This window comes from Microcoleus pseudofavosus SVA1_A4 (assembly GCF_036700565.1).
In the GTDB taxonomy this organism is placed as follows: domain Bacteria; phylum Cyanobacteriota; class Cyanobacteriia; order Cyanobacteriales; family Microcoleaceae; genus Microcoleus.
In genome coordinates this window covers 24649-49417 of sequence record NZ_JAUBPE010000040.1, presented here as the reverse complement: position 1 = coordinate 49417, position 24769 = coordinate 24649, and the positions used below count along the sequence as shown (strand labels likewise).

The following is a 24769-nucleotide window of genomic DNA, read 5'->3' as shown; positions in this document are numbered from 1 at the left end:
ATATAAATATCGGAACTTCTACTGATACGCTACGTGTAATATTTGTATAATTTATGACTTTTAACTATTACTTTTGAACCGATACCAGAAAAATGTTCCTCGTACCGGATAAATATTCCGACGGGCTTGTGTGGTTGCCGGCGAACGCGTCCTCATATCATACTCTATCGATTTTGTCAATATCCAATTTCCATAAATTTGATCGGGTTGCGGATGCCGTCTTCCTTGTGCTGTCTTCCTTCTTCCTTCTCTTAGAAATTCTTCACAAATAGTTTGACTGTGGTACTATCTGGATGGCTGTGAGTAGCTGAGGGAAGCCAACGGGCTTGATTCCTGTGGTGGAGGAGAATCCAGGAGTGCTAGATAGGATGTCATTGGGATACGCAAACGTTTTCGGCCAGCGAAGTCAACCCGAACCCCTCCGCATTGGGGTGATTGGGGTTGGCAATATGGGCCAGCACCACACGCGAGTTCTGAGCTTGCTGAAAGATATCGAGCTCGTGGGTGTTGCAGACATAAATGTAGAGCGGGGAATTGATGTAGCAAGCAAATACCGGGTTCGCTTCTTTGAAGACTACCGGGATTTGCTCGCCCACGTAGATGCAGTTTGCGTCGCCGTTCCAACTCGCCTGCACCACCCTGTGGGGATGTCTTGTCTCCAAGCGGGTGTTCACGTTTTAATTGAAAAGCCGATCGCGGCTAGCATTGCTGAAGCCGAATCTTTGGTCAATGCGGCTGCTGAAGCCCACCGGATTTTGCAAGTGGGTCACATCGAGCGCTTCAATCCAGCTTTTCAGGAACTCGGCAAAGTGCTGAAAACTGAAGAGCTACTGGCATTGGAAGCTCACCGGATGAGTCCCTATTCCGATCGGGCCAACGACGTATCGGTAGTTTTGGATTTAATGATCCACGACATCGACTTGCTCCTGGAATTGGCAGATTCCCAAGTGGTGAAGCTGACGGCCAGCGGCAGCAGGGCCTCAGATTCAGGTTATTTAGACTACGTGACAGCGACGCTGAACTTTGCTAACGGCATTGTGGCCACCCTGACTGCCAGTAAGGTGACGCACCGCAAACTTCGTTCAATAGTCGCTCACTGCAAGAATTCTTTGACAGAGGCAGATTTTCTCAACAACGAAATCTTGATTCACCGACAAACAACCGCCAATTACGTGACGGATTACGGTCAGGTGCTTTACCGTCAAGATGGGTTGATCGAGAAAGTTTACACCAGCAATATTGAACCGCTCCACGCAGAATTGGAGCATTTTATTAATTGCGTGCGGGGTGGAAATCAGCCTTCTGTTGGGGGAGAACAAGCTCTCAAAGCTCTGCGGCTTGCGAGTTCGATCGAGCAAATTGCTCTCGACGGTCAAGCTTGGTATCCGAAAGAGCTAGAGTCTACTTTGCAAGTTAGCTAAATCGAGACAAATCGTGTCGTTTCCGGGTGCTTTTACAGTTTGGGTTTGTTGTTCGTTGAAAAGGGTAACTGTTCCCGCGCAACCGGATTCGATGTCAGTCCATTTTAGATTTTAAATTTTAGATTTTAGGTTGACTCCACAGATAAATCTGGGGGATTAAACTAAGGTTTAAATTTTTGGGATCTCCACAACCTAAGTCGGGGCTTGTATCCGTCTTTGGGTAAGGTCACGATTTATGCAAAAAAAGAGCCACTATTTGACGGCTGATGGTTTTGCTAACTAGCTGATTTCCTTGAGGACTGAGGTGAATGCTGTCTCGATACAAAGTTGGAAGTTCGGCTGCACAATTGAATATCGGAAGAAAATCTATGTAAGTAATTTTCTCTGTTTCGACGAGTTCGGCGAGACGCTCTCTAGCCTTGACTTCCCAGTCGCGAGAGCCCTCGCCTAATTCGTCGCGCTTGGGCGTCACGGCTAGCAAAAACTCGACGTTAGCGGATACAGCTATTTTCTGGATTTGGCGCATAGCTTCTAAGTTGCAGCCGACTACATCGCTTTCGGTCCAGGGTGCTGCTAATTGGCGAGGCGGCATTGCAGGTAGCAGATAGCGACTCAATAACTCTAGCGCGGCCGATCGAGGTTTGCGATCGGGATAAGATCGATCGCGCCCCACAACAAGAGCACAGGGAGCAGAAGCAAATAAATCGTCCGTATTGAGCAGCAACACCAAAGCCTTTGCCCCAAAAACACCGAACCGCTTGGCATAAGCAAGTTGATTCCTCGGCCCCCAAGAATTCGCTGAAGCGTTGAGAACTTCAAAATCCGAATAGTTGACTTGTGAACTTATTTGTGCATCGCTCGCCAAATGCTGTACTTGCAGCCTCAACTGCCGAGCCATAATTTCCGAGATGGTATCTGTCTGATGTGTCCACCAACCGCCGTTGGCGACAGAATCTCCCAACAGCAAGACGCGCAGAGTTTCGGGATCGGCCAGGGGGGCGATCGCGACCGTACGCATCGAATACTCGTTAATCTCAATCCGGTTGCCCAAGCGGCGCACCCTCTGGTTTGGCGCCAACAAATAGCCGCACTCGGCATCGGCAATGTAAATCAAGGGATTGCCAAAACCCAGCAGCACCCGCAGCAGCACTTCGATTGCTGCCCACAATCCTGCGGTGACAGCCAAAATTATCAGAACAACTTTCAACAATTAACCTCGATCGAAAACGAAAAACTGCTGCTGAATTCGGGGTTTTAGCAACTTGGTCGCGCGATTGAGTCAACCGAATCGCCCCCGTGGATATAGAATTCTAGAATATACCGTCAAAATCCGCCGTCAGCCGTCAGTGAACTTGGTGGTTTCAGGAAACCCGTGGACTTAAAACAAATATTCAAAACGCCGAATCCCATAATCGGTGTCGTACATTTACAGCCTTTGCCAACTTCTCCCCGCTGGGGCGGGAACCTCAAAGCTATTATCGGAAGAGCCGAGCAAGAGGCTACAGCGCTGGCTTCTGGCGGCGCAAACGGTATCATCGTCGAGAACTTTTTCGACGCTCCTTTTGCCAAAGACAGCGTGGATCCGGCTGTTGTGAGCGCGATGACTCTGGTAGTCGAGAGGCTGACAAATCTGGTGACGCTGCCGATCGGCGTTAACGTGCTGCGAAACGACGCCCACAGCGCGATCGCCATCGCCTCCTGCACGGGAGCCCAATTCATCCGCGTCAACGTCCTCAACGGCATCATGGCTACAGACCAAGGCTTAATTGAAGGCCAAGCTCACCAGCTACTGCGCTACCGCCGGGAATTGGGCAGCGATGTCAAAATATTAGCAGACGTGTTAGTCAAGCACGGGCGACCCCTGGGCAGCCCCAACTTGACCACAGCCGTCCAAGAGACGATCGGGCGCGCTTTAGCCGACGCCGTGATCCTTTCCGGCTGGACAACCGGCAGCCCTCCCAATCTCGAAGACTTAGAACTCGCGAGTGCAGCAGCGGCGGGAATTCCAGTTTTCATCGGCAGCGGCGCCTCGTGGGAAAACATTTCTACCCTCATGCAGGCTGCTGATGGAGTAATTGTTTCGAGCTCCTTGAAACGAAACGGCCGCATCGATCAACCCATCGATCCGATCCGCGTCAGTCAGTTTGTAGAAGCCGCCCGCCGCAGCTTGGCCCCGATCGAGCGCGAACAGGAAAACAGAGACGCTAACGGCTCGATCGGGCCCACACCGGAACCTGGCAAAGTCAGAAGTAAAACGTAAAATGGGAATTGTTGACTGTTGACTGTTGACTGTTGGCAGTAGTCATCAGTCAGTAGTCATCAGTTATTAGTTAACAATTAACATTCAATAGTCATTAGTTAACAGTCAACAGTCCACAATTCCCAATTCCCAATTCCCAATTACCAATTACCAAATCAAAAAATGATTCGCCGACGTTCCACCCCTTGGATTCATCGCTGGTCTAGGACTGTGATGGCAGCGATCGCAGCCATCGGCGTCGTAGAAACGGCCTATCTCACGATCGCTAAATTCACGACAGGCTCGGTCATTTGTCCCACCAGCGGCTGCGACAAAGTTCTCAACAGTCCCTACGCTACAGTTTTTGGCACAGTGCCTTTAAGTTTGTTAGGTTGTCTGGCTTACCTGAGCATAGCAATTCTGGCATTCGCTCCCAAAGCCGTCAATCGCGACACCAATAAAGGACTGCACTCTCAACTAGAAAACAAAACATGGCAAGCGCTATTTATCATCACCGCTGCGATGGTAATTTTTAGTAGCTATTTAGTGTATTTGATGGCTTTTGAAATTAAGGAACTGTGCATTTATTGCATCAGTTCCGCCGTATTTTCGCTGTCGCTGTTTGTGCTGGTGCTAGTCGGGCGCGAGTGGGAAGATATCGGACAGTTGGTGTTTACAGGCATTTTGGTGGCGATGGTGAGTTCGATCGGCGCTTTGGGACTCTACAACAGCGTGCGATCGCCTGCTGCTTCTGTGTCTACTCCAGGAATTGCACCCCCTGCCGTCACTACAACTTCAGGGCCGGCACAACTTGCTTTGGCCCGCCACCTCCAACAAATCGGCGCTAAAGAATACGGCGCTTACTGGTGTCCCCACTGCCACGACCAAAAAATCCTGTTCGGCAAAGAAGCAGCCAAAATAATTGATTATTTTGAATGCGATCCGCAAGGGCAAAATTCCCGCGCTGAAATTTGCCAAGCTGCTGCTGCGAATGTTAAAGGTTTCCCGACTTGGGAGATTAAAGGTCAGTTTTATTCGGGGACACAAACTTTGGATAAACTCGCTGACTTATCCGGTTACACCGGCCCGCGCAACTTTCAAAACTGACAGAAAAATTTGAGATTTTAGAGGGCAGATTTTAGATTTTTTTGCAGGAAACCTCCTGGTTTTTCACTTAGTTTATCGTTGTCTAGTGCTGCGAATAAATCTAAAATCTCGCATCTATAATCCCTAAAAACTTAGTAAAAATTATACCAATTCTCCCAAGTCTTGCAAAAATGATGAGTGTGGGTTTGTTTGCGCTCACTATTCTGCACCGGTGCGTCGCTCAAAGATTGTGGATATTATTTAAGATTTTTGATGGCGACGCACCCGGAGCGATACTGTTGCATGAGTTTTGAGAATTAGTATTAGTTAGAGCGAAGAAGTTTAAAACAAGTTGTGGCTCTCTAATATAATCTGCGAATAAATACTAGGACTTTTACACAAAAACTATCATAACCGGGTTTCAGCTTCCAGACTCATTGGTGAAATGACATATTTTGGTTGAGAAAGCCGGTTTCTGCTGCAGCCCGATCGCCCGCAGCAAAAAACTAAAAAATTGGATAATCAAAAATCTAAAATCGACTCGCCCGCACCGAAAAACCAAAAAATTGGATAATTTTAAATCAAAAATCTAAAATCGACCCGCCCGCACCGAAAAACCAAAAAATCAAAAAATCAAAAAATCAAAAATCGATAGATCGCCCCAGAGATGTAAAAGCTATATGTAGTAGTAGCTTAGATGCTCGAAGGGCGAGGCAAAAATCCCTAAAATATGCTAGAAACTATCAAAAAATGGCTCGATCGAGAACGCCGAGTATTGATTACTGCGAATGCAGTTGCCGGTACGGTGATTGTAATGCGCTGGTTCGGATTTTTGCAGGTGTGGGAATGGGCTGCTTTCGACCACTTTGTGCGCTGGCGGCCGGCCGAACCAATGGACTCGCGCATCGCCATTGTCGAAATTAAGGAAGCTGACTTGCAAAAATACGGCTACCCAATTTCCGATGCTGTATTGGCCCAATTGCTGCAAAAATTGCACGCAGGGAAGCCGCGGGCGATCGGGCTCGACGTTTACCGAGATTTGCCAACTCAACCGGGTAACGCCGAATTGCTCAAAACTTTTAAAACTATTCCCAACTTAATCGGCATTGAGTTGATGCCAGACGAAGCCAGGTTCGGAGTTCGGCCACCTCCGGTACTTGACAAGCTCGATCGAATCGGTTTCAACAACGTTGTGATCGACGCTGATGGAAAAGTGCGCCGAACTTTGCTCTACGCTTGGCCCGGAGACGGCAAAACTCATCAAAGTTTCGCGCTCAGACTGGCTTTGCTTTACCTCGAAAGTGAAGGGATTTCCCCTCAACCAGCAAAAGCCAATCCTAAATACTTGCAGTTAGGCAAGGGGGTTTTTCGGCCTTTTGAACCGAATGACGGTGCTTACGTTCGATCGGACGGCCGCGGCTATCAAATTCTCGCTAATCCGCGCGGCCCGCTAGGCAGTTTTCGCACTGCATCGATGAGCGACGTGCTTTCTGGCAAAGTACCGCCGGATTTTGTGCGATCGCGCGCTGTCTTGATCGGCTCAACTGCCACCAGCCTCAAAGACTTTCAGCAAAATGCTTACAGCTCCGGCTTGTTTGCTCCTCCCCAGCCAATACCCGGAGTCGAGCTTCAGGCTCATTTCTTGAGCCAAATTTTGAGTGCTGCCCTCGACGGGCGCGGAGGTATCAAAGTCTGGCCCGAGGCGGCGGAGTTGCTGTGGATTTTACTGTGGTCTTGGGCGGGAGCCAGTTTGAGCTGGAAGTTGCGATCGCTCGGTCGATCGGCTTGCTGTTTGTCAAGTATCTGTCTCGGTCTGAGTGCCAGTTTATACTTAGCTTTTTTAGCCGGTTGGTGGCTGCCGTTAATTCCTCCAATCCTCAGTCTTTTGGGTTCTGGCTGTGCAGTTGTAGGTTATCTGGCTCACTTGCAAGAAGAATTAAAACGGTCTAAAGAATTTTTACAATCGCTAATCGATACAATTCCCGACCCGATTTTTGTCAAGGATCGAAATCACCGCTGCGTTGTTTTGAATCAGGCATATTGTCGGTTTATTGGCTATCCTTTGGAAATTTTAACTTGCCGAACAGATTACGATTTATTTCCCCAAGACGAAGCCGATATATTTTGGCAGCAAGACGAATTAGTATTGCAAACTCACCAGCCGCGAGAAAATGAAGAATATTTTACCGACGCTCACGGAATTACCCATCTGATTGCGACTAAAAGATCCCTCCACAAAGATGCTGCCGGCAACCTATTTTTAGTCGGAGCAATCAGAGATATTACCGATCGCAAGCGCCGGGAAGATGCCCTAGAACAAAAAAATGCTGAACTCAGCCATCAAGCTTATCACGATGCTCTCACCAGTTTGCCCAACCGCAAAATGTTCTACGAATGCTTGCATTCCTCTCTAGAAACTGCCTCCAGCAATCAGGAATTGGTAGCTTTACTGTTTTTAGATTTAGATGGATTTAAGTCAATCAACGACACTCTCGGACACAATGTGGGCGATTTGCTCTTAAAAGCTGTTGCCAGTCGGCTCAAAAAATGCTTGCGCGGCAGCGATACTATCTCGCGGTTGGGCGGCGACGAGTTCACAGTCATTCTGCCCGCAATTCCCGGTCGCGAGGAAGCTGCGAAAGTAGCCCAAAAAATTTGCGACGCCATCATGCAGCCTTTTATTTTAGAAGAACATACAGTTTCTGTAACTACAAGTATTGGTATTACTTTGTATCCAACTGACGGTCAAGAGCCAGAGATTTTAGTTAAGAATGCCGATGCAGCGATGTATCGTGCTAAGGAACGCGGGAAAAACCAATATCAATTTTCTTAAGAAATACCCGTTTAAAAAAAGAATGCAGCTTTCGGCAAGCTGCAAACCCCGATAGTCATCAGTTATTCCCATCTCAAAACTTAGATTGAAAATAGTATAGTCTGTCATCTGTCTTGAGATAGACTTACCAAAAAGAGGAAACTGATTGCAGCAAGTTGCCGTTTTATCTAAATGTTAAAGAATATTAAAAAATTCAAAAATAGAGACCGGAGATTAAATTCAAATCGCCAAAAGCGTTGATTTAAAAGGGTTTAAGTAGCTTTACGAAAGTTAATTAAAGGAAATGTAAAGATATCAGTGGAACTACGGAAATCGATCGATATAATAGGTGGTACAGGCGTGCATCTACTTCGGTGATTTGGATAAAACTATGAATACTATGCGTACTTTGATTCAGCTCACAAAAACGGCAACCCTGGCGGTCTGCCTGCAAGTGAGTACGATCGGCATCGCAAATGCGGCTCTACTTACCAGCAACTGGGCAAACAGCCGTAGCACGGGCGAGGGCTCCGGGCGATCGACCTCCACAGTCTTGACAGTTGCACAAACCTCATCGTTTGGAAATCAAGCAACAAAATACGAACCAGACCCCAACGGGAACCCCAAAAGTGACGGTACGGGGACGCGCTGAACCCAACTTTTCAATCTTCTATTGGCCCAGATTTGTACCAATTGAATCGATCGATTAAAGTATGGGTGCACCAATCCGGCTCAGTCAGCGGGTAGTCAACTCGGTAGTGACCGCCGCGGCTTTCGGTGCGAAACGCAGCACTTCTGAGAATTAAGCAGCCGATATCCAATAAATTGCCAACTTCCCCCCAATTTCGCAACAGCAGGCTGGTTTCCTCATCCGCAGGTGAGAAATCAAGGATTTTTCCAGGCCGCAACTTCAGCAAAGTTTGACTCAAAGGCAAAGAGGCAAATTCTTGCCGCCAAATCTCAACTTGGACGATCGCACTTTCCAAATCGCGTTGTCCCCGGCAAATTCCCGCACTCTGCCACACCAATTGCGGCAATTCAAACCGCAATTTTTCGATCGCCTCAATGTCCTTTTGAGAAATCGATTTTTTCAAGATTTCCCCTGCATCGAACTCCGAGGCGAATGCTTCGGGCTTTCCACCTTCTACCTGCAAAAGTCCCATCTGCGCCCCAAAAACCAGACACTCCAGCAGCGAATTGCTCGCCAACCGGTTAGCGCCGTGTACCCCGGTGCTGGCAGTTTCTCCCACCGCGTACAAACCCGGAATCGAAGTTTGGTTAAACTTGTCAGCCACAATTCCTCCCATCCAGTAATGGGCGGCCGGCGTCACGGGCACCGGTTCGGAAAAAATATCAATTCCCCAATCAGCGCACACTTGAATAATATTCGGAAACCTGTAGCGCAGTCGATCGACCGCAATCGGGCGCAAATCCAGCCAAACGTGAGGTTCCCCCGTTTTCTGCAAGTGGCGGAAAATAGCGCGGCTGACAACATCCCGAGGGGCGAGTTCCCCGCTGGGGTGAGAGTCAAAAGCAAAGCGATATCCCTTACTGTCAACCAAATGAGCTCCTTCTCCCCGCACCGCTTCGCTAATCAGAAACCGAGGCGCGCCCGCTTTGCTGAGGGCCGTCGGGTGAAACTGCACAAATTCTAAATCTCGCAGCAGCGCCCCGGCACGCCACGCAATTGCCACCCCATCCCCGGTACTTACCGACGGGTTGGTCGTTTGAGCAAAAACCTGTCCGCCACCGCCTGTCGCCAGTACCACGGCCGGCGCCCGCAGCCACTTGACTTGTGAGCCGCAAATCGAGCTAATGCCCTGACAGCGCCCGGTTTCGTCTAGCCACAGACTCAAAGCAAAGGCAGGGGATACGAGTTGAATGTTTTTGCGGCTCAATACTTTTGCTGTCAGCGTACTGATAACGGCTTTGCCCGTAGTGTCGGCGGCGTGGAGAACTCGGCGGCGGGAGTGGGCTGCTTCTAGGGTGAGGGCTAAATCGGGGCCGGTGCGATCGAAAGCAACGCCCATTTTGACCAGGGAGTCAATGCAGGCTGAAGCTTCCTCGACTAAAAATTTCACCGCCTCCAAATCGCAAATACCGGCTCCGGCAGCCAGTGTATCCTGAACGTGCAGCGCTGCGGAATCTTCAGGGGCGATCGCCGCAGCAATCCCTCCTTGGGCCCAATCGCTTGCAGAAACAGGCAGGGTATTTTTATTGATCAAGCCCACCTGCAAATGTTCTGGGAGGCAAAGTGCCGTGTACAACCCAGCCGCGCCAGCACCTATCACCAATACGTCAAATTTGTCAGTCATATACCAGAAGGAAGAAGGAAAAGGGAAGAAGGAAGATCCAATAAAATCAATAATTTGAGGAATTTAAAAGGTGCTAACCCCCAAGGTGGTTGCGATGCTAAGCAGTCAGGCGATTTGAGATTTTAAATTTGAGATTTTAGAATTACTCCTGAAAAATTAAAGGCAGAAGTCATCAGCCTAAGAGAAAAAAATCTTTTCTTTCTGCCTTCTGCCTTCTGCCTTCTGCCTTCTGCCTTCTGCGTTCTGCCTTCAAAGGAGGCCCGCTGCTATCTAGTCGTAGAGACCGTTGTTCAACCTGGTGTCTCCTTCAATAAAGACTGATTCGACATCAGTTACGGTGAATTTGTCCATGTTAGCTTGCAGCACTTTTTTCTGAGCTTCCGTCAAGTCTGAAATGTTGAGTACGTCCTCAACTTTTTCGTAAGGAGCATTCTTAATAATCGATCGAGCTAAAGTGGGATACAACCCTCGAAATTCCCGAAAGTCCCGGACGGCGCTGTTGTTCAAATCAAGTTTTTTGCCGTATTCTGTGGCAAGCTTGTCATCGGCGCGATTGGTTCTAGCCGGAGCTTCAACAGCTAGGAGCGAGGATGATGGCAAGACGATACGGCTCAAGGTTGCCGCGATCGCGCTTTGATCTCCAGCCCATGCAAAGCAGCCCAGCACTAAGCCCAATACTGCCAATAGACGACCCAATCGTTTCATGAAGTTTTGTCTCCCAATTTCATACACAGCATTTATCTAGAGACTACCATTTTGCTTATGCAGTTTTTCAGACAAATCCGCAGCAGGCAGAGGGCTGTTATAAACTTTACATTGAGCTATTGACACCAGGGACGATATATGATCTTTCTCGAAGTTGAGGCATGGCAGGCAAGTTTATAGAAGGCCCTCCAAATTAAAAACTGGGACTTCCATTTTTAAGGGTTAATTTTTTGCCGCGCACCCAATTTTCTGGCTATCGAGAACTTTTTCCTTTCGATTTCAAAAAAGTGTTCAAATCAGCATAAGTACCGCCGTAAGTCACGGTGGGAGTGTCGTAACCCTTCAAAGCAACGGTGTGCTGCTCGAAAACGCCCTGGGCCCCCAATTGGGTCAGGTATTTGTAGGTTGTTTCTCCCACGGCGATATCTTTGCCGAGTTGCTTGGTGCAAGATTCCAGGCGAAATGCTGCGTTTACAGTATCTCCCAAGGCGGTGTAGTCCGATCGGTCGCTGCTGCCAGAATTTCCCACCATTGCATAACCGGTATTGATTCCGGCCCCGACTCGCAAAGGAAAAGGCAGGGGGTAACGGGTGCTGAGTTCGTCTGTTGCCTTGTGCAGTTCGCTCAAAGCTTGGCAAATCCGCATCATTTCCTCGCTGCTGACACCGCTGGTTTTGTGGAACCAGACAGCCATGATGGCATCGCCGATGTATTTGTCCACCCAACTGCCGTGTTCGCGAATGATCAGTCCTGCTTTGCGGAACCAACTGCCGATGACTTCTGAGAGTAGGGTTTCGTCTAGCTGCCTAGTCAAAACAGTAAAGTCTCGGATGTCCATTACCATGACGCTAATCAGGCTGCGCACCGTCAAAGTCGCCGTAAAATCGTCAGAGTCTGCCTCGTGTATGGGATCGTGCCGGTAGCCGGCGGTTGGGTTGTAGAAGTCCAATTCGGTTTGACCGAAAATAATCCGATCGCCATTTCTGAGCGTGACAGGAATACTGACCCGCCGCCCGTTGACAAAGGAACCGTTGCGGCTGCCCAAGTCGATCAGGTAGAACTCTCCTGTCTCCATTTGCTGTAACATCGCGTGATTCCGGGAAATCCAGCGATCGATTAACACAAAATTATTGTCATCGCTCCGCCCTACTGTCCAGCAATTGCTGCCGGAGAGCGGCAAGTAGCGATTGCCGCTTTCTGTACGAAGTACCAAATGTGGATTGGCTTGCAAAGTCACCACAGCCCTAGAAACAACATCAAGTCAACCGATTTGAGGTTTTAAACTTTAAATTTTAACTTTACCGCGCGGCTTATAACTGAGATTGCTGCTTAAAAACCTCACATCGGCTGTTCTAAAATCTAAAATTGTTTAGTCGATCGTCGATGCACCAAACCAAAACAGGATTGCCGAACCACAATTCGATCGCCCACGAAGGTAGTTATGGTTCGATCTTAAGCGAAAGTGTCATTTTTTTCACGCCAAAAATGTATTTGGGGAGTTTAATTTGCTGATTTTTGCCAAAAATCTCACTTATTTATGCTGAGGGGGACGCAAAAAAACTGGAAAATTGCTCGCCGGCTCAGATCGAGAGTTCAACTAAATCGTCCCATACTTTGCTAAACTTACTCATAGTTAATCTTTAAAGGAATTTTCCATGTGGAAAGTTGCAGAGTTTGGAAAATTAGTTGGAGTGTCATGCTCTACCTTGCGACGATGGGAAAGCGACGGAAAGTTAATCCCAGAAAGGACATTGGGTAATCAGCGACTTTATACCGAGACTCATTTGAATATTGCTCGAAACCTGAAAACAGGCAAAACACCAAGTCGAGTCATTATTTACTGTCGCGTCTCATCCAATGGGCAGAAGGAGGACTTACTTCGCCAGGTAAAAGTAATGGAGCAATTCTGCTTAGCCCAAGGAACTTCCGTGACCGACTCAATTCAAGAGGTTGGCGGAGGATTGAACTTTAAGCGCCCCAAATTTTTGCAGATTGTACAGTGGGCAATTCAAGGCGAAGTAAAAATACTGTATGTAGCTCATAAGGATCGATTGTGTCGATTTGGTTTTGAATTAGTCGAACAAATCTTGCAGTGGAATGGCGGAACGATTATTGTCGCTAACGCTGAAACCCTTTCACCGCATGAAGAATTGACCCAAGACCTACTTTCGATCGTCCACAGTTTTTCTTCTAGGTTGTACGGACTGCGGAAATATAAAGCAAAAGTAAAGAATATTGTGGATGGTATCGATCCTTGTTCAAACTCAACTATAGTTAATCATGTGAATAAGTCCAGGGATTGAAAATGTACGCCCTCAAACGTGAGCTTAAACTTAATAACGCTGAAACCTCGCAGATGCGTGGCCACGCCGAATTTAAACGTTAGATGGCGCAAAGGATTAACCAGCTTCCCGAAAAAGAAAACCAAGAAAAAAGGTGATTCTTTGACTGTTTATAAAACATCAGGAATTTACCCAACGGTTGGTCAACCTGCTTTACCATTTACTAATCGAGTTACCCTCTACGCTGGTCAACAAATTCAATTACCAGATTTGTTAACATTTCGACTAAAAAAACGAATCGAATTTATTAGCACTTATCAAAGATTTACAGTTTCTAGGACTGCTAATAAATGGTTTGTTTCATTTTTTTTTAGACCGAGAAGATTCCGCCGATTATACACCCAATTGAAAAAATTGGTGTTGATTTAGGCGTCAAAGCCTTGGCAACTTGTTCTGATGGTTCGATATACAGCAGATTCCACGCTTATGAAGTACACCCGCCTGTGGTTCGATCCCCGGTTAGACACGGCGAAAGCCTTTGTCCCTACACTTCATAAGCCTGGAATAGGCTGTATGAGATGGCTGCGGCCGCAAAAATAGCGAAAACCAAGCTTTGCCAACTTCAAGGGCGCAATCGTCACAGAAATTTTGGCTAGAATAAACTAAGAATCAAAGCATCGAATAATGCTCGTAAGTTCTATGGTGAATCAGCACGTCAACACGCGCATACTGCCAATATTATGCAGAGACAACGCAGAAAATGACGACTGATTTAAACCGTAAAGCTTACATTATTCGGATTGAAAATCTCAAGGTTTCAGGGATGATGGCTAATAGTAACTAGGCGGGTGCGGTGAGTAGCAACTGTTTTTACGAAATTCGCCGTCAGTTAACTTACAAACAGGCTCATTATCGCACAAAGGTAGAATTAGTTGAGCGTTGGTATCCAAGTTCTAAAACTTGCTCAAAATGCGGTCATGTTCAGCCAAAGAAGCTTTCGGAGCGGGTATTTCTCTGCCAAAATCCAGACTGCGGACATATTCTAGATCGGGATGAAAATGCCGCAATAAATCTTGAGTGTGCCCCAAATGAAAAAGTACGGTTGGCTTGACCGGAATTTACGCCTGTAGAGAAGTTGCGAGCCGACTCCCTTGATTGAAACAGGAAGCAGATTCTCTGAGACTCTCTCGGTTGAAGGGTGGAATCTGAATAAGTTTAGCCAAGTTCTGTGGAGCAGTTGTTAAAGACAAGGTATCTTTAAGATTTGTTGCTTAACTTCATGTTTTTGAAGATATCAACAAAGCCTTTTCCTCGCTGCGGCGGTCAATAAATTAGAAACACGAAAATTTTATGTTGTCGAAGAGAATTTTGCCTTGTCTGGATGTGAAAGCCGGCCGCGTGGTCAAAGGTGTCAATTTTGTCAACCTTCAGGATGCTGGCGATCCGGTGGAAATGGCTCAGGTATACAACGATGCGGGTGCTGACGAGTTGGTGTTTCTGGACATTACGGCGACTCACGAAGACCGGGACATTATGATTGATGTGGTGTACCGGACTGCCGATCGAGTTTTTATCCCTTTGACTGTGGGCGGCGGCATCCAATCCTTAGACACGATCAGAAGTTTGTTGAGGGCGGGCGCCGATAAGGTAAGTATTAATTCGGCCGCAGTGCGCGATCCGGGTTTGATTGACAAAGCGAGCGATCGATTTGGCAATCAGTGCATTGTAGTGGCGATCGACGCCCGCAAACGGCAAGATGCGGATAATCCCGGTTGGGACGTATACGTGCGCGGAGGGCGAGAAAATACCGGCAAAGATGCGATCGCCTGGGCCAAGGAAGCCGAAGTGCGCGGCGCCGGCGAAATTCTGGTGACAAGCATGGACTCTGACGGCACTCAAGCCGGTTACGACTTGGAATTAACCCGAAGCATCGCCGAAATTGTCGAAATTCCGGTTATTGCTTCCGGCGGCGCAGGCAACTGTCACCACATCTACGAAGCCGTGACTGAGGGCAAAGCAGAAGCCGCACTGCTGGCTTCCCTGCTGCATTACGGGCAACTCAGCGTGGGAGAAATTAAGACTTATCTAGCAAAATGCCAAGTTCCCGTGCGGCAGCAGTAGTCTGCATTTTTAAGGGCATGGGGCAGGGGGCGTAGTTTCTTTTTCTTCCCTCTTCCTTCTTCACAATATTCCCTGAGAAGGATTTCAAGCGATCGCTTTTTCAGCTAAAAAGATATTAGCTTAATTTGAAAGACAGCAACTTCTGCTAAATGCTATTGCTTGTATCAAACTTGAGTTAAAGATTGTGCAGAATTTGAGTGAGCTTCAGGCTGTTAACAATCTCAGCGATCGAAAATTGTAAAAACGGAGAATTTTTGTATGTCTTTTATCACCTTTAACTTCCCTGCCAAGCGTGTAGTTCGCACTTTAATAGCTGTTTGTTTTTGTGCCTTGATGTTTGTTTCTAATGCTTTTCCGGCTTTTGCAGTTACCAGCAGCCCCACCAAAGGTGAAGACCAACTTTTGGGTATTGAAAAAGAATCTCAAGAAGTAGTCCTGAAAAAACCGATGTCCTTGGAAGAAACTCAAGAAAAAGCGAGCAAAGGGCCTAACGAAGTTCAGGGAGACGCTGACATTGAAAAAATGAAAAATCCTTCCAATACAAAAGCTACATCCTTTGAGCAACAAGTCAAAAAAGCTGTCGGCAAAATCAAAGACTAACTCAGCGCAGCGCGCAGTTTTCAGTAGAAAAAAGTAGGGACACGGCAATGCCGTGTCCCTATAATTTTCATGTCCTATCTAAATTTAGCTGTAGTTTTCAGAATTGGGATTAAATCGAATAATAAAGCGGAAAAGATTTGGCATCTTTCGGCTTTACAAAAACTCTTTGCTGCGGCTGTAACTGCAATTGGTCAAACTTTTCTCTAGTCAAATTAGCATTTAGCACTTGACCATCATCTAAAGTTAATTCTACCTGAATTTCCCATCCCAAATGAATCAAGCGACTGATTCTTGCAGGCACGGTTGCACTATTTTCTGTAGTTTCAATTACTACGTCGTGAGGGCGCAAAAAAATCTCCGGGTTGGCTGAGTCAAAGCCGTTGTCTTGGAACATTCTCGAACTGCTGGGCAAGACATTGACTGGGCCGATAAAACTCATGACGAAAGCAGTAGCTGGATGGTCGTAAATTTGTGCGGGTGTGCCTACTTGTTCGATTTTACCTTTATTCATTACTGTAATTCGATCGGCAACTTCCATTGCTTCTTCTTGATCGTGCGTCACGAAGACTGTGGTAACGTGTACTTCGTCGTGCAGTCGCCGCAACCAAGCACGCAAATCTTTGCGAACTTTGGCATCTAGAGCTCCAAAAGGTTCGTCCAACAGCAACACTTTCGGTTCCACCGCCAGGGCTCTGGCGAGGGCCACCCGCTGCCGCTGGCCTCCTGAGAGTTGCGACGGGTATCTATCGCCCAATCCTCCCAATTGCACTAAATTCAACAATTCTTCTACCCGCGATTTGACTTTCGCCGGCGCTGTTTTCTGAATTTCCATGCCGAAAGCGATGTTTTTTCGCACTGTCATGTGCTTGAATAGCGCGTAGTGCTGAAACACAAACCCAATATTGCGGTCTTGGACGCTAGTATTGGTGGCATCTTGGCCTGTCAGCCAGATTTTCCCGGAGTCGGGCATTTCTAAACCTGCAATCAGCCGCAGCAGCGTAGACTTGCCGGAACCAGACGGGCCCAGCAATGCGACTAGGGAACCGGATTCAATCTGCAAGCTGACTCGATCGAGTGCTTGGAAACTGCCAAACTGTTTTGATACGTTTTCGACAACTATGCCCATAGGAAGTTCGGCAACGGATTGTGTACAAGATTTAACCGATTTAACAGATTTAATGGATGGATGTTGAGGTTTGAGGTTCGAGGTTCGAGATTCGAGCGAAAAATGTTAATTTCCGGTTTGTGGATGGGTTAAGGTAAGTTTTTTTATAGCACGATCGCACATCCGTTTGTTAATTTTAGGGTTTTGGCGAGCCGTCGGTCGATTTTAGATTTTAGATTTTAGATTTTAGATTTACTTGCAGCTTTGAATCTGGAAGATGGAACTTTGGTCTAAAATTTTGGGTTCTCCAGGAAAGGAGTCGGGGCTTTGTATCCGTTTTTGGGCGGGGGTCAAACACCGGAAAATTAACAAAAATGCACCTCCCGAACAAAACAACACAATTCTTTATCACCAAAGTTGGCGTTTGATACTACAATGCAGCAAAAGTTCAAGCGTTTTTGACTTCAAAGGCTGAGGGGATAAAGGAAAATGGGAGATGTTGGACGTGTGCCTGTAGGAATTATCGGCGCTTCAGGGTACGGCGGCGTGCAACTTGTGCGACTGCTGGCGGATCACCCAGCGGCGGAAGTAGTGTATGTGGGCGGGGATAGCAGTGCGGGAAAACCTTTTTCCAGCCTTTATCCGCATCTGACTAACTGCATTGACTTGACTGTCGAGGCGATCGACCTAGATAAAATAGCGGCAAAATGTGAAGTTGTATTTCTGTCGCTGCCGAACGGTTTAGCTTGCCAAATGGCACCGAAGCTGATCGAAAAAGGCTGCAAAGTCTTGGATTTGTCGGCTGACTACAGATTTGAAAATCTGGAAACTTACAAAGCTTGGTACGGGGGCGAGCGATCGGACTCTGCTTTAGCTGCAACTGCTGTTTACGGTTTGCCGGAATTGTATCGCGATCGAATTAAAGACGCTCAGTTAGTAGGCTGTGCCGGCTGCTACGTCACTGCTAGTTTATTAGCGCTGGCACCTTTGCTCAAACAAGGTCTCATCGTGCCAGAAACAGCAATTATCGACGCCAAATCCGGTACTTCAGGAGGGGGCCGCAAAGCCGAAGTTAATCTCTTGTTGGCTGAAGCAGAGGGTTCTCTGGGCGCTTACGGCGTTGGCCGTCACCGCCACACGCCTGAAATCGAACAAATTTGCAGCGATTTAGCCGGACAAGATATCAAAGTCCAATTTACTCCCCACCTAATTCCGATGGTGCGGGGAATTCTGGCAACTGTTTACTCAAATCTGCGCGATCCGGGGTTGGTGCGGGAAGATTTAATCACCATTTTCACCGCTTTTTACCGCAATTGTCCTTGGGTAAAAGTGTTGCCGGCTGGGGTTTATCCCCAAACAAAATGGGCTTGCGGCACGAATCTTTGTTTTATCGGCGTGGAAGTCGATCCGCGCACTGACAGGGTAATTGTGATGTCGGCGATCGACAATTTAATTAAGGGACAAGCCGGTCAAGGCATCCAGTGCATGAACTTGATGATGGGCTGGGAAGAAACTTTGGGTTTGCCGCAATTGGCTTTCTATCCTTAATTATTGGGCATGGGGCATGGGGCATGGGGCATGGGGCATGGGGTAAAGCGAGGATTCACATCCAGGCTGTCACTGGTTAATTTAAATTTCAAAGCAATTACCGATTACCGATTACCAATTACCGATGCCCGATGCCCCATGCCCGATTACCAAGTGTTATTTTGGCCCGAAACCGATCGAGCCTGCATAAATTGCCCGATCGCCCAATTCGTCCTCAATCCGCAACAAGCGGTTGTATTTAGCAACTCGTTCGCTGCGACACAGAGAACCAGTCTTGATTTGACCGGCGCGAGTCGCTACGGCTAAATCGGCAATTGTCGTATCTTCAGTTTCACCAGAACGGTGGCTGATTACAGATCGATAGCTGTTCCGTTTGCCGAGGTCGATCGTATCCAAAGTCTCCGTCAAAGAACCAATTTGATTCAGCTTAATCAAAATCGAATTGCTAGCTTTCAAATCAATTCCTTTTTGCAGCCGCGTGCGATTGGTAACAAACAAATCGTCACCCACCAATTGAACTTTGCTGCCCATTTTCTGCGTCAGCGCTACCCAACTGTCCCAATCGTCTTCATGCAAACCATCTTCAATGGAAACAATCGGATATTTTCCAGCCAAACCATCCAAATAATCAATTAATTCTGTCGGCGAATGAGCCACACCGTCATAAGTGTACTGCCCATCTTTGTAAAATTCGCTAGCAGCAACATCCAAAGCCAAAGCAACTTGTTCGCCCGGTTTGTAACCAGCTTTTTCAATAGCTGCAATCAACAAATCCAAAGCTGCTTGATTGGATTTAAGATTAGGCGCAAAACCGCCTTCATCACCCACACCAGTCAGCAAACCCTCAGCTTTTAAGACTTTGCTCAGGGATTCAAATACCTCTGCACCCCAGCGCAAAGCTTCTTTAAAAGATGGCGCACCCACAGGGACAATCATAAATTCTTGAATGTCCACATTATTGTCGGCGTGGGCGCCTCCGTTGATCACGTTCATCAAAGGCACGGGTAAAACGTTAGCCAAGGGCCCGCCCAAGTAGCGGTAAAGGGGGAGTCCTAAAGTCTCGGCAGCCGCCTTTGCTGTGGCTAAGGAGACTCCGAGAATGGCATTGGCGCCGAGGTTGGATTTGTTGGGGGAACCGTCCAAGTCAATCATGGTTTTGTCTACCAGTGCTTGGTCGATCGCATCCAGATTAGCCAAAGCGGGGGCAATTTTGTGTTCGACGTTAGCGACGGCTTTCAGGACTCCTTTGCCGCCGTAACGTTTGTTGTCGCCGTCGCGGAGTTCGTGGGCCTCAAAAGAGCCTGTAGACGCGCCGCTGGGGACTTGGGCGAGTCCGACAACACCGTTGGCTAGGTAAACTTCCGCTTCGATGGTGGGGCGGCCGCGGGAGTCGAGGATTTCTCTGGCCTGAATAGATTCGATCGCAGTGTCTAGCATATTAACGATTCCTGACTTTACTCACGGTTTGATGACATTTGGCAGTCTGTTGGCTTTCCCACGCTGACTGCTAACGGGTAATAGAGTACGCGATCCCCAGAATTATTGCTGCACAGTTCAAAATATTTGCGGATTTGGGCAGTTTTGTGTCAATAAGCTAGGCTTGTTGCACAATGACTGGTGGCAATTTTGATAGTAATTTAATTTTTTTAACCGCAAATTCACGCAGATTTTCTAATTGGAACCTTTGTTAAAATCAGAATGTCAACAAAGTCAATCAAAAAAGGAGAAAGCTAGGATGTCAGAAACAACTCTCGGAGAAATTAGAGCATTAGCTGAAGACTCCGACCCAATTATTGCCGATCCCCCCAACATTAGATTGTTAACTGGGCCATTAAATCCTGGTAGCGATCCCAACTTTTTTGACCTCACTGCGAACGACGATATAGTTCAACTCGCAAATGGAATCCTCCGCAACACTCCCGGAGGTTTGCGGGCCTTAGCCGGCAACGATTTTGTCAGAGGTTCCGGTGCTGCAGAACTGATGAACGGCAACAGCGGCACAGATACTTTAATCGGAGGTTGCGGCAGCGACACTATTCGCGGCGGTCAAGATTTTGACATACTTTACGGAGAATGCGGCAACGATTTAGTCAGCGGAGATCAAGGTGATGACTACGTTTATGGAGGTACGGCCAATGACTTTATTCGCGGCGGTAAAGGGAATGATGCTTTAGTAGGAGAGAGTGGAAACGATACTCTAATCGGTGATGCTGGAATTGATAGACTTTGGGGAAGTGAAGGCGCAGATTTGTTTGTCCTCCGCACAGAAGTGGGAGCAACTTCGGGGGAGATTGGTTCGCTTCAACCGCCTCCTAGCGGCAATTTTGATCTAGATGAAGTGCCTGCCGATTTTATTCTCGATTACAATCCGGCTGAAGGTGATGTAATTGGATTGGCGTCTGGATTGACGCGAAATGATATTGTTTTGAGCGAAAGGTTTTTGACAATTGGTGATGCCAGAGATTACGATAGCAGCGGGCCTTTTCCTCCGGGAATTCCTCGCACTGCTGATTTTAGATTTTTAAATACTAAGGCGACGGTGATTAGGGAAGCTAACACCGGCAAGATCTTGGGTTTGGTGAAAGATGTTTCACCGAGTCAAATTCAGTTTACCTCTGTGTCTGACGGGGCGATCGCCCTAGGATAACCCCAACCAGTAAGGTGCGCATTGCGCACCCTACCATATTTAGTAAGGTGCGCATTGCGCACCCTACCATATTTAAGATTGCCAAAAATCCGCCACATCATATCCCATTTCGCTGAGCATTTGCCGCAGCAGAGGTAAGCTCAAACCGATAACATTGGTATGACATCCTTCGATTTTTTCCACAAAAAAACCGCCTTTTCCTTCCAGAGCAAAACAGCCGGCACATTGCAGCGGTTCTCCAGTGGCGACGTAAGCCGCAATTTGGCGCGAGGTAACTTCCGCAAAATGAACTTTTGTAACTTGACAGCGAACGAGCGATCGTGACCTTGCCTCATCAAAGTCATCGAATCTAGTATCAATTAAAGCATGACCCGTATATAATTCGCCAACCTTACCGCGCATTTTCTGCCAGCGCGAGATTGCTTCTTCTGCATCCTTTGGTTTGCCGTGAATTTCACCATCTACGACCAAAATTGAATCGCATCCCAACACCAAACAAGATGTGGGATTGGGGATTTGCGGGTGAGAATTAGCCAGCAAAAACTTCGCTACAGCGTCAGCTTTTCCCTCTGCTAAAACCTGCACTAATTTAGTGGCATCCCTCATTTTGATTTGCCCTTCATCAAAGTCGCTGGGGCAAATCACAGCTTGAATGCCAGCATTTTTTAGCAGTTTGCTGCGCGCCGGGGAAGCTGAAGCTAATACAAAAGTTGGAGTTTTCATAAGTTATAAATCATCGGGCATTGGCCAAACAGGGCATCGGGCATTGGGCATTGGTGATAGGTTATTAGTTATTGTTTATTGGTTATTTGTTACTTGTTACTATCACTAATAACTAATAACTAATAACCAATAAACAATAAACAACAAATAATATCAAATCCGGTAGCATCGTAATTATGTAGTGCGAGCGTCCCCGCTCGCGACCCAAATCGCGAGCGGGGACGCTCGCACTGATATCATCCAAATATATTATTCCAACGCCACGGGAAACGACATAACACGAAATATTGGTTAATTGACATGGAAGAGATAACTAACGCCCGATGCCCTGTTTGGCCAATGCCCAACTACTTTTTAAACCTAATAAACAGAGAAAGATTTAACGACTTTCTCAAAAGCTTCTTTTACCTTGGGCCAGCGTTCTTCGGTAGTGGACACGTTAAGCGTAAAAAGTTTGCCGCGGCTGATGGCTACGCTGGCTAAGTTGTGCCGTTCTTGGTTTGGAAGTTTGACGGCGTATTCTAAAATGTAATAGTTTTTCGATCGCGATTCGCGAGCTTCTGCATTGACTAATTCAGCTTCGCGGCCGGAATCTGTCGGGGCGATCCTCTTCGAGGGCTTCGCTAACGCACTTTTGCTGAGCTTGTATCCCACATCCGTCGGCGTTCCCAAATCCGCCAAAGTTTTATCCCCCGCGACTGGACTGATGACCACGCTGACGTTTTCGGTTTGCTGAATCAAATCGCGGAACACCACATCGGGCCCGTTAGAAACCGCGATCGGCAGCCAGCCGTTAGGATAGAGAAATTGATAGCCGTCGCCAGTATCAACGTAGCTTTTGAGTCCGGTGACTTTAGACACACAACCGGTCAAGGTGAGGCTTAGAACCACCAGAAGTATTGCCGCAATTCGTTTGAGCATTATTTTTACGCTTAGGGTTACGGTGAAAGATTTGATTCTAATTATCTCACCAAACCTTAGCCCTAAAAATAGTTAAGCTATGGATTGCAGTTTACGTATCGCCTGCTACCCATAGCCGTCCAGTTTAATTGTAAAAAAATCATTGCAGGTTAGTGAGCCAGGTAATCAGTCCGTGTTTGGTGGAAACTTCTAAAGCCAAGAGAGAAACAAAACCAATCATGGCAAGGCGGCCGTTTAAGCGTTCGGCGTAGGGGGTAAAGCCGGTGCGGGGTTCGTCATCGATGTATACTGGCGGCTCGATCGCAAAATTGTTCATTTTCCCTTGGTCGTCCAGCATTAAGCCTCTGTTAGTCATTTTGGTCTCCTAAATTGCTTTTAATTTACTGTAAACAAATGTAACAGACTTGTGAAGATATGTAAAGGATTGTGAGAAATTTTTTTTTAAAGACCCCGATCGGACTGTGGACAGTAGACTCTGGGCCCCGGAGGGGGGAGGATAGAGTAGAGAGGCACAAAAGTCGATGGTGTGTGGCAAATCCAGTCTGGGTTTGACGAAAATTGTGGAACGGAGGAAAAAGTTATGCGGGCCAGTCTGGAAATGCGGTGGTTTTATGGCGGTGCGCTGCCAAAATCGATCGGTCAATGGTTTGGAAGCGACAGTCTCGGCGGGTATCTCTCGCCCCCTGAAGAGCGGGAAGACTTATATTTGCTGATACCGGGGTGCGACTACTTGGGAGTAAAACTGCGCGGTAAAAATTTACAGGTAAAATGGCGGCAGGCAGAATTGGGGGCGATGCAGTTCGGCAACCGCTGGGAAGGCAAAGCCGAGAAATGGCTGAAGTGGATTTGTGCCGACACGATGGCGCCGGTGTCGGCGGATATTCTGGCGACAGGAAAGTGGGTGGGAGTCAAGAAAAAGCGAGCGCAGCGTCTTTACCAAGTTTCTGCCCCTGGTGCGCTAATGTCTGTTCCTGTCGAAGCACCAATTCCCCAAGGCTGTATTGTAGAAATTACTCAGTTAAATATTAACGGCAGTGCGTCGTGGACTTTGGGATTTGAAGCCTTTGGCAGCGAAAGTTTTTTGACTGAAAGTCTGGAAACAGTAGCTAGTTGGACTAGCAAGAGCTATCAGGCGCAAAAGTTGAAAGCTGAGGATTCTTCTGCTTATCCGATTTGGCTGGCTGGCAAGTAATATCAATTCCGGTTGCACCGGAATCATTTTTGAATGTTAACTGTTGAATGTTGACTGTTGAATGTTGACTGTTTGGACATTTAAACATTGGAAAATTTGAACAATACCGATGCAACCGGAAACGATATAATATCAAATCCGGCTTTAATAATAGCGCCTGTATTCTTTCGTGCGCGATGCGCGGACTAAAGTTTGACTCTATGCAGCGGTTTCAACCGCACTAGGACGATCGAGGGGGTTTCTCACTATTCTCCCTCTCTCCCATTCTCCCCCTCTTTCATTCTCCCCACTCTGCCAGCGGTTCTCAGAATTTGACAAGCCAAAATCGCCGCCCCAAACCCGTTATCAATATTCACCACACCCACACCAGCCGCACAAGAATTAAGCATAGTCAACAGAGGAGCAATCCCGCCAAAACTCGCGCCGTAACCCACACTCGTCGGCACAGCAATCACCGGACAATCTGCCAAACCCGCAACCACACTCGCCAAAGCACCTTCCATACCCGCAACCGCAATCAACACATCAGCACCGGCAATAACGTGCCGGTTGCTCAGCAAGCGGTGAATGCCGGCAACTCCGACATCCCACAAACGCCGCACCTGAAAACCGCAAAGTTCCGCAGTAACTGCCGCTTCTTCCGCTACAGGCAAATCCGCCGTTCCCGCACTGATAATAGTCACAGTACCCGGATGCTGCGGAGTTGGGGAATTAGCAGCAGAAATTGCACAAATTCGAGCCTTTTGGTAGTAGCACAAATCGGGTATTTTTTGCTGCAATTGCTCGAAAACTTCCGGTTCAATTCGCGTCGCCATCACCGCAGGATTTCGCCCGCGCATCGCCTCGATAATCTCAACAATTTGGTCTGGCGTTTTCCCCGGGCCCCAGATGACTTCAGGAAAACCGGTTCTTAATGTGCGGTGGTGGTCAATTTTTGCAAAATCGCCCACTTGTTGAAAGTCAAAATGCTTTAATTTATCCAAAGCTGCGATCGGGCTAATATCGCCGGCAGCCACAGATTCGAGTAACTTCTGTAAAATTTCAGGTTCCAT

General features: G+C 47.5%; 23 protein-coding genes. 13 read left to right on the top strand and 10 right to left on the bottom strand.

From position 1 onward, the window contains the following. The first annotated feature begins 368 nt into the window (after positions 1-368). Complete coding sequence (locus QUA02_RS18335; RefSeq protein WP_333029701.1) at positions 369-1421, top strand: Gfo/Idh/MocA family oxidoreductase; 1053 nt, start codon at positions 369-371, stop codon at positions 1419-1421. 226 nt (positions 1422-1647) lie between these two features. On the opposite strand, the gene QUA02_RS18330 is transcribed toward QUA02_RS18335, so the two are convergent. Further along, positions 1648-2628 (bottom strand): GDSL-type esterase/lipase family protein, encoded by a 981-nt coding sequence (locus QUA02_RS18330; RefSeq protein WP_333029699.1) that lies wholly within the window; start codon positions 2626-2628, stop codon positions 1648-1650. A 165-nt stretch (positions 2629-2793) separates the two neighbouring features. On the opposite strand from QUA02_RS18330, the gene btpA reads away from it, so the two are divergent. The 4 genes from btpA to QUA02_RS18310 all read left to right on the top strand — a co-directional run bounded on the left by btpA (position 2794) and on the right by QUA02_RS18310 (position 8210). Then, the gene (btpA, locus tag QUA02_RS18325; protein WP_333029698.1) at positions 2794-3681 is read left to right on the top strand and encodes a photosystem I biogenesis protein BtpA; all 888 of its coding nucleotides are present in this window, start codon (positions 2794-2796) and stop codon (positions 3679-3681) included. Positions 3682-3843: 162 nt separating this feature from the next. Continuing rightward, positions 3844-4767, top strand: a complete 924-nt coding sequence (locus QUA02_RS18320; protein ID WP_333029697.1) for a vitamin K epoxide reductase family protein — start codon at positions 3844-3846, stop codon at positions 4765-4767. Positions 4768-5476: 709 nt separating this feature from the next. Continuing rightward, a complete protein-coding gene (locus QUA02_RS18315; protein ID WP_333029696.1) occupies positions 5477-7579 on the top strand; it encodes a CHASE2 domain-containing protein in 2103 nt (700 codons plus the stop codon). A 370-nt stretch (positions 7580-7949) separates the two neighbouring features. Then, positions 7950-8210 carry a hypothetical protein gene (locus QUA02_RS18310; RefSeq protein WP_333029695.1) on the top strand — a complete coding sequence of 87 codons (261 nt, stop codon included), beginning with the start codon at positions 7950-7952 and terminating at the stop codon, positions 8208-8210. A 10-nt stretch (positions 8211-8220) separates the two neighbouring features. Here the strand turns inward: QUA02_RS18310 and nadB are convergent, their stop codons facing one another. From nadB to QUA02_RS18295, 3 genes are all read right to left on the bottom strand, one after another. Next, complete coding sequence (nadB, locus tag QUA02_RS18305) at positions 8221-9873, bottom strand: L-aspartate oxidase (protein ID WP_333029694.1); 1653 nt, start codon at positions 9871-9873, stop codon at positions 8221-8223. A 270-nt stretch (positions 9874-10143) separates the two neighbouring features. Further along, positions 10144-10578, bottom strand: a complete 435-nt coding sequence (psbU, locus tag QUA02_RS18300; protein ID WP_333029692.1) for a photosystem II complex extrinsic protein PsbU — start codon at positions 10576-10578, stop codon at positions 10144-10146. Between the two features lie 253 nt (positions 10579-10831). Next, positions 10832-11818, bottom strand: coding sequence for an adenylate/guanylate cyclase domain-containing protein (locus QUA02_RS18295; RefSeq protein ID WP_333029691.1), 987 nt, complete (start codon positions 11816-11818; stop codon positions 10832-10834). Between the two features lie 415 nt (positions 11819-12233). Between QUA02_RS18295 and QUA02_RS18290 the strand changes: the two genes are divergently transcribed. From QUA02_RS18290 to QUA02_RS18275, 5 genes are all read left to right on the top strand, one after another. Continuing rightward, positions 12234-12881 (top strand): IS607 family transposase, encoded by a 648-nt coding sequence (locus QUA02_RS18290; protein ID WP_333029690.1) that lies wholly within the window; start codon positions 12234-12236, stop codon positions 12879-12881. A gap of 18 nt (positions 12882-12899) precedes the next feature. After that, complete coding sequence (locus QUA02_RS18285) at positions 12900-13289, top strand: hypothetical protein (RefSeq protein ID WP_333029689.1); 390 nt, start codon at positions 12900-12902, stop codon at positions 13287-13289. Between the two features lie 424 nt (positions 13290-13713). Beyond that, positions 13714-13971, top strand: a complete 258-nt coding sequence (locus QUA02_RS33665; protein ID WP_445305184.1) for a zinc ribbon domain-containing protein — start codon at positions 13714-13716, stop codon at positions 13969-13971. Between the two features lie 239 nt (positions 13972-14210). Next, positions 14211-14981: an imidazole glycerol phosphate synthase subunit HisF gene (gene hisF, locus QUA02_RS18280; RefSeq protein ID WP_333029687.1), complete on the top strand. Its 771-nt coding sequence runs from the start codon at positions 14211-14213 to the stop codon at positions 14979-14981. Between the two features lie 258 nt (positions 14982-15239). Continuing rightward, a complete protein-coding gene (locus QUA02_RS18275; RefSeq protein WP_333029686.1) occupies positions 15240-15581 on the top strand; it encodes a low temperature-induced protein in 342 nt (113 codons plus the stop codon). Positions 15582-15690: 109 nt separating this feature from the next. Here the strand turns inward: QUA02_RS18275 and QUA02_RS18270 are convergent, their stop codons facing one another. Further along, positions 15691-16707 carry a sulfate/molybdate ABC transporter ATP-binding protein gene (locus tag QUA02_RS18270; protein ID WP_333029683.1) on the bottom strand — a complete coding sequence of 339 codons (1017 nt, stop codon included), beginning with the start codon at positions 16705-16707 and terminating at the stop codon, positions 15691-15693. 468 nt (positions 16708-17175) lie between these two features. Between QUA02_RS18270 and argC the strand changes: the two genes are divergently transcribed. Continuing rightward, positions 17176-18234 carry an N-acetyl-gamma-glutamyl-phosphate reductase gene (argC, locus tag QUA02_RS18265; RefSeq protein WP_333029682.1) on the top strand — a complete coding sequence of 353 codons (1059 nt, stop codon included), beginning with the start codon at positions 17176-17178 and terminating at the stop codon, positions 18232-18234. 156 nt (positions 18235-18390) lie between these two features. Here argC and eno read toward each other — a convergent pair whose 3' ends face one another. Next, positions 18391-19671: a phosphopyruvate hydratase gene (eno, locus tag QUA02_RS18260; RefSeq protein WP_333029680.1), complete on the bottom strand. Its 1281-nt coding sequence runs from the start codon at positions 19669-19671 to the stop codon at positions 18391-18393. Positions 19672-19969: 298 nt separating this feature from the next. Between eno and QUA02_RS18255 the strand changes: the two genes are divergently transcribed. After that, entirely contained in the window at positions 19970-20881 is a 912-nt protein-coding gene (locus QUA02_RS18255; protein ID WP_333029679.1) for a calcium-binding protein, read from the top strand. A 72-nt stretch (positions 20882-20953) separates the two neighbouring features. Here the strand turns inward: QUA02_RS18255 and QUA02_RS18250 are convergent, their stop codons facing one another. From QUA02_RS18250 to QUA02_RS18240, 3 genes are all read right to left on the bottom strand, one after another. After that, complete coding sequence (locus tag QUA02_RS18250; RefSeq protein WP_333029678.1) at positions 20954-21604, bottom strand: Maf family protein; 651 nt, start codon at positions 21602-21604, stop codon at positions 20954-20956. Between the two features lie 360 nt (positions 21605-21964). Beyond that, positions 21965-22525, bottom strand: coding sequence for a photosystem II reaction center PsbP (gene psbP, locus QUA02_RS18245; RefSeq protein WP_333029676.1), 561 nt, complete (start codon positions 22523-22525; stop codon positions 21965-21967). A 139-nt stretch (positions 22526-22664) separates the two neighbouring features. Beyond that, on the bottom strand, positions 22665-22880 hold the full coding sequence (locus tag QUA02_RS18240; RefSeq protein ID WP_332982413.1) for a CAB/ELIP/HLIP family chlorophyll-binding protein: 216 nt from the start codon (positions 22878-22880) through the stop codon (positions 22665-22667). A gap of 225 nt (positions 22881-23105) precedes the next feature. On the opposite strand from QUA02_RS18240, the gene QUA02_RS18235 reads away from it, so the two are divergent. After that, positions 23106-23717 carry a hypothetical protein gene (locus QUA02_RS18235; protein ID WP_333029675.1) on the top strand — a complete coding sequence of 204 codons (612 nt, stop codon included), beginning with the start codon at positions 23106-23108 and terminating at the stop codon, positions 23715-23717. A 245-nt stretch (positions 23718-23962) separates the two neighbouring features. Here the strand turns inward: QUA02_RS18235 and larB are convergent, their stop codons facing one another. Beyond that, positions 23963-24769, bottom strand: coding sequence for a nickel pincer cofactor biosynthesis protein LarB (gene larB / locus QUA02_RS18230; protein ID WP_333029673.1), 807 nt, complete (start codon positions 24767-24769; stop codon positions 23963-23965).

What these genes read in the sequence shown, in the direction of transcription:
- QUA02_RS18335 (WP_333029701.1), top strand. Translation starts at nt 369, where the DNA reads ATGTCATTGGGATACGCAAACGTTTTCGGCCAGCGAAGTCAACCCGAA.
- QUA02_RS18320 (WP_333029697.1), top strand. Translation starts at nt 3,844, where the DNA reads ATGATTCGCCGACGTTCCACCCCTTGGATTCATCGCTGGTCTAGGACT.
- QUA02_RS18315 (WP_333029696.1), top strand. Translation starts at nt 5,477, where the DNA reads ATGCTAGAAACTATCAAAAAATGGCTCGATCGAGAACGCCGAGTATTG.
- QUA02_RS18310 (WP_333029695.1), top strand. Translation starts at nt 7,950, where the DNA reads ATGAATACTATGCGTACTTTGATTCAGCTCACAAAAACGGCAACCCTG.
- nadB (WP_333029694.1), bottom strand. Translation starts at nt 9,873, where the DNA reads ATGACTGACAAATTTGACGTATTGGTGATAGGTGCTGGCGCGGCTGGG.
- psbU (WP_333029692.1), bottom strand. Translation starts at nt 10,578, where the DNA reads ATGAAACGATTGGGTCGTCTATTGGCAGTATTGGGCTTAGTGCTGGGC.
- QUA02_RS18290 (WP_333029690.1), top strand. Translation starts at nt 12,234, where the DNA reads ATGTGGAAAGTTGCAGAGTTTGGAAAATTAGTTGGAGTGTCATGCTCT.
- hisF (WP_333029687.1), top strand. Translation starts at nt 14,211, where the DNA reads ATGTTGTCGAAGAGAATTTTGCCTTGTCTGGATGTGAAAGCCGGCCGC.
- QUA02_RS18275 (WP_333029686.1), top strand. Translation starts at nt 15,240, where the DNA reads ATGTCTTTTATCACCTTTAACTTCCCTGCCAAGCGTGTAGTTCGCACT.
- QUA02_RS18270 (WP_333029683.1), bottom strand. Translation starts at nt 16,707, where the DNA reads ATGGGCATAGTTGTCGAAAACGTATCAAAACAGTTTGGCAGTTTCCAA.
- argC (WP_333029682.1), top strand. Translation starts at nt 17,176, where the DNA reads ATGGGAGATGTTGGACGTGTGCCTGTAGGAATTATCGGCGCTTCAGGG.
- eno (WP_333029680.1), bottom strand. Translation starts at nt 19,671, where the DNA reads ATGCTAGACACTGCGATCGAATCTATTCAGGCCAGAGAAATCCTCGAC.
- QUA02_RS18255 (WP_333029679.1), top strand. Translation starts at nt 19,970, where the DNA reads ATGTCAGAAACAACTCTCGGAGAAATTAGAGCATTAGCTGAAGACTCC.
- QUA02_RS18250 (WP_333029678.1), bottom strand. Translation starts at nt 21,604, where the DNA reads ATGAAAACTCCAACTTTTGTATTAGCTTCAGCTTCCCCGGCGCGCAGC.
- psbP (WP_333029676.1), bottom strand. Translation starts at nt 22,525, where the DNA reads ATGCTCAAACGAATTGCGGCAATACTTCTGGTGGTTCTAAGCCTCACC.
- QUA02_RS18240 (WP_332982413.1), bottom strand. Translation starts at nt 22,880, where the DNA reads ATGACTAACAGAGGCTTAATGCTGGACGACCAAGGGAAAATGAACAAT.
- QUA02_RS18235 (WP_333029675.1), top strand. Translation starts at nt 23,106, where the DNA reads ATGCGGGCCAGTCTGGAAATGCGGTGGTTTTATGGCGGTGCGCTGCCA.
- larB (WP_333029673.1), bottom strand. Translation starts at nt 24,769, where the DNA reads ATGGAACCTGAAATTTTACAGAAGTTACTCGAATCTGTGGCTGCCGGC.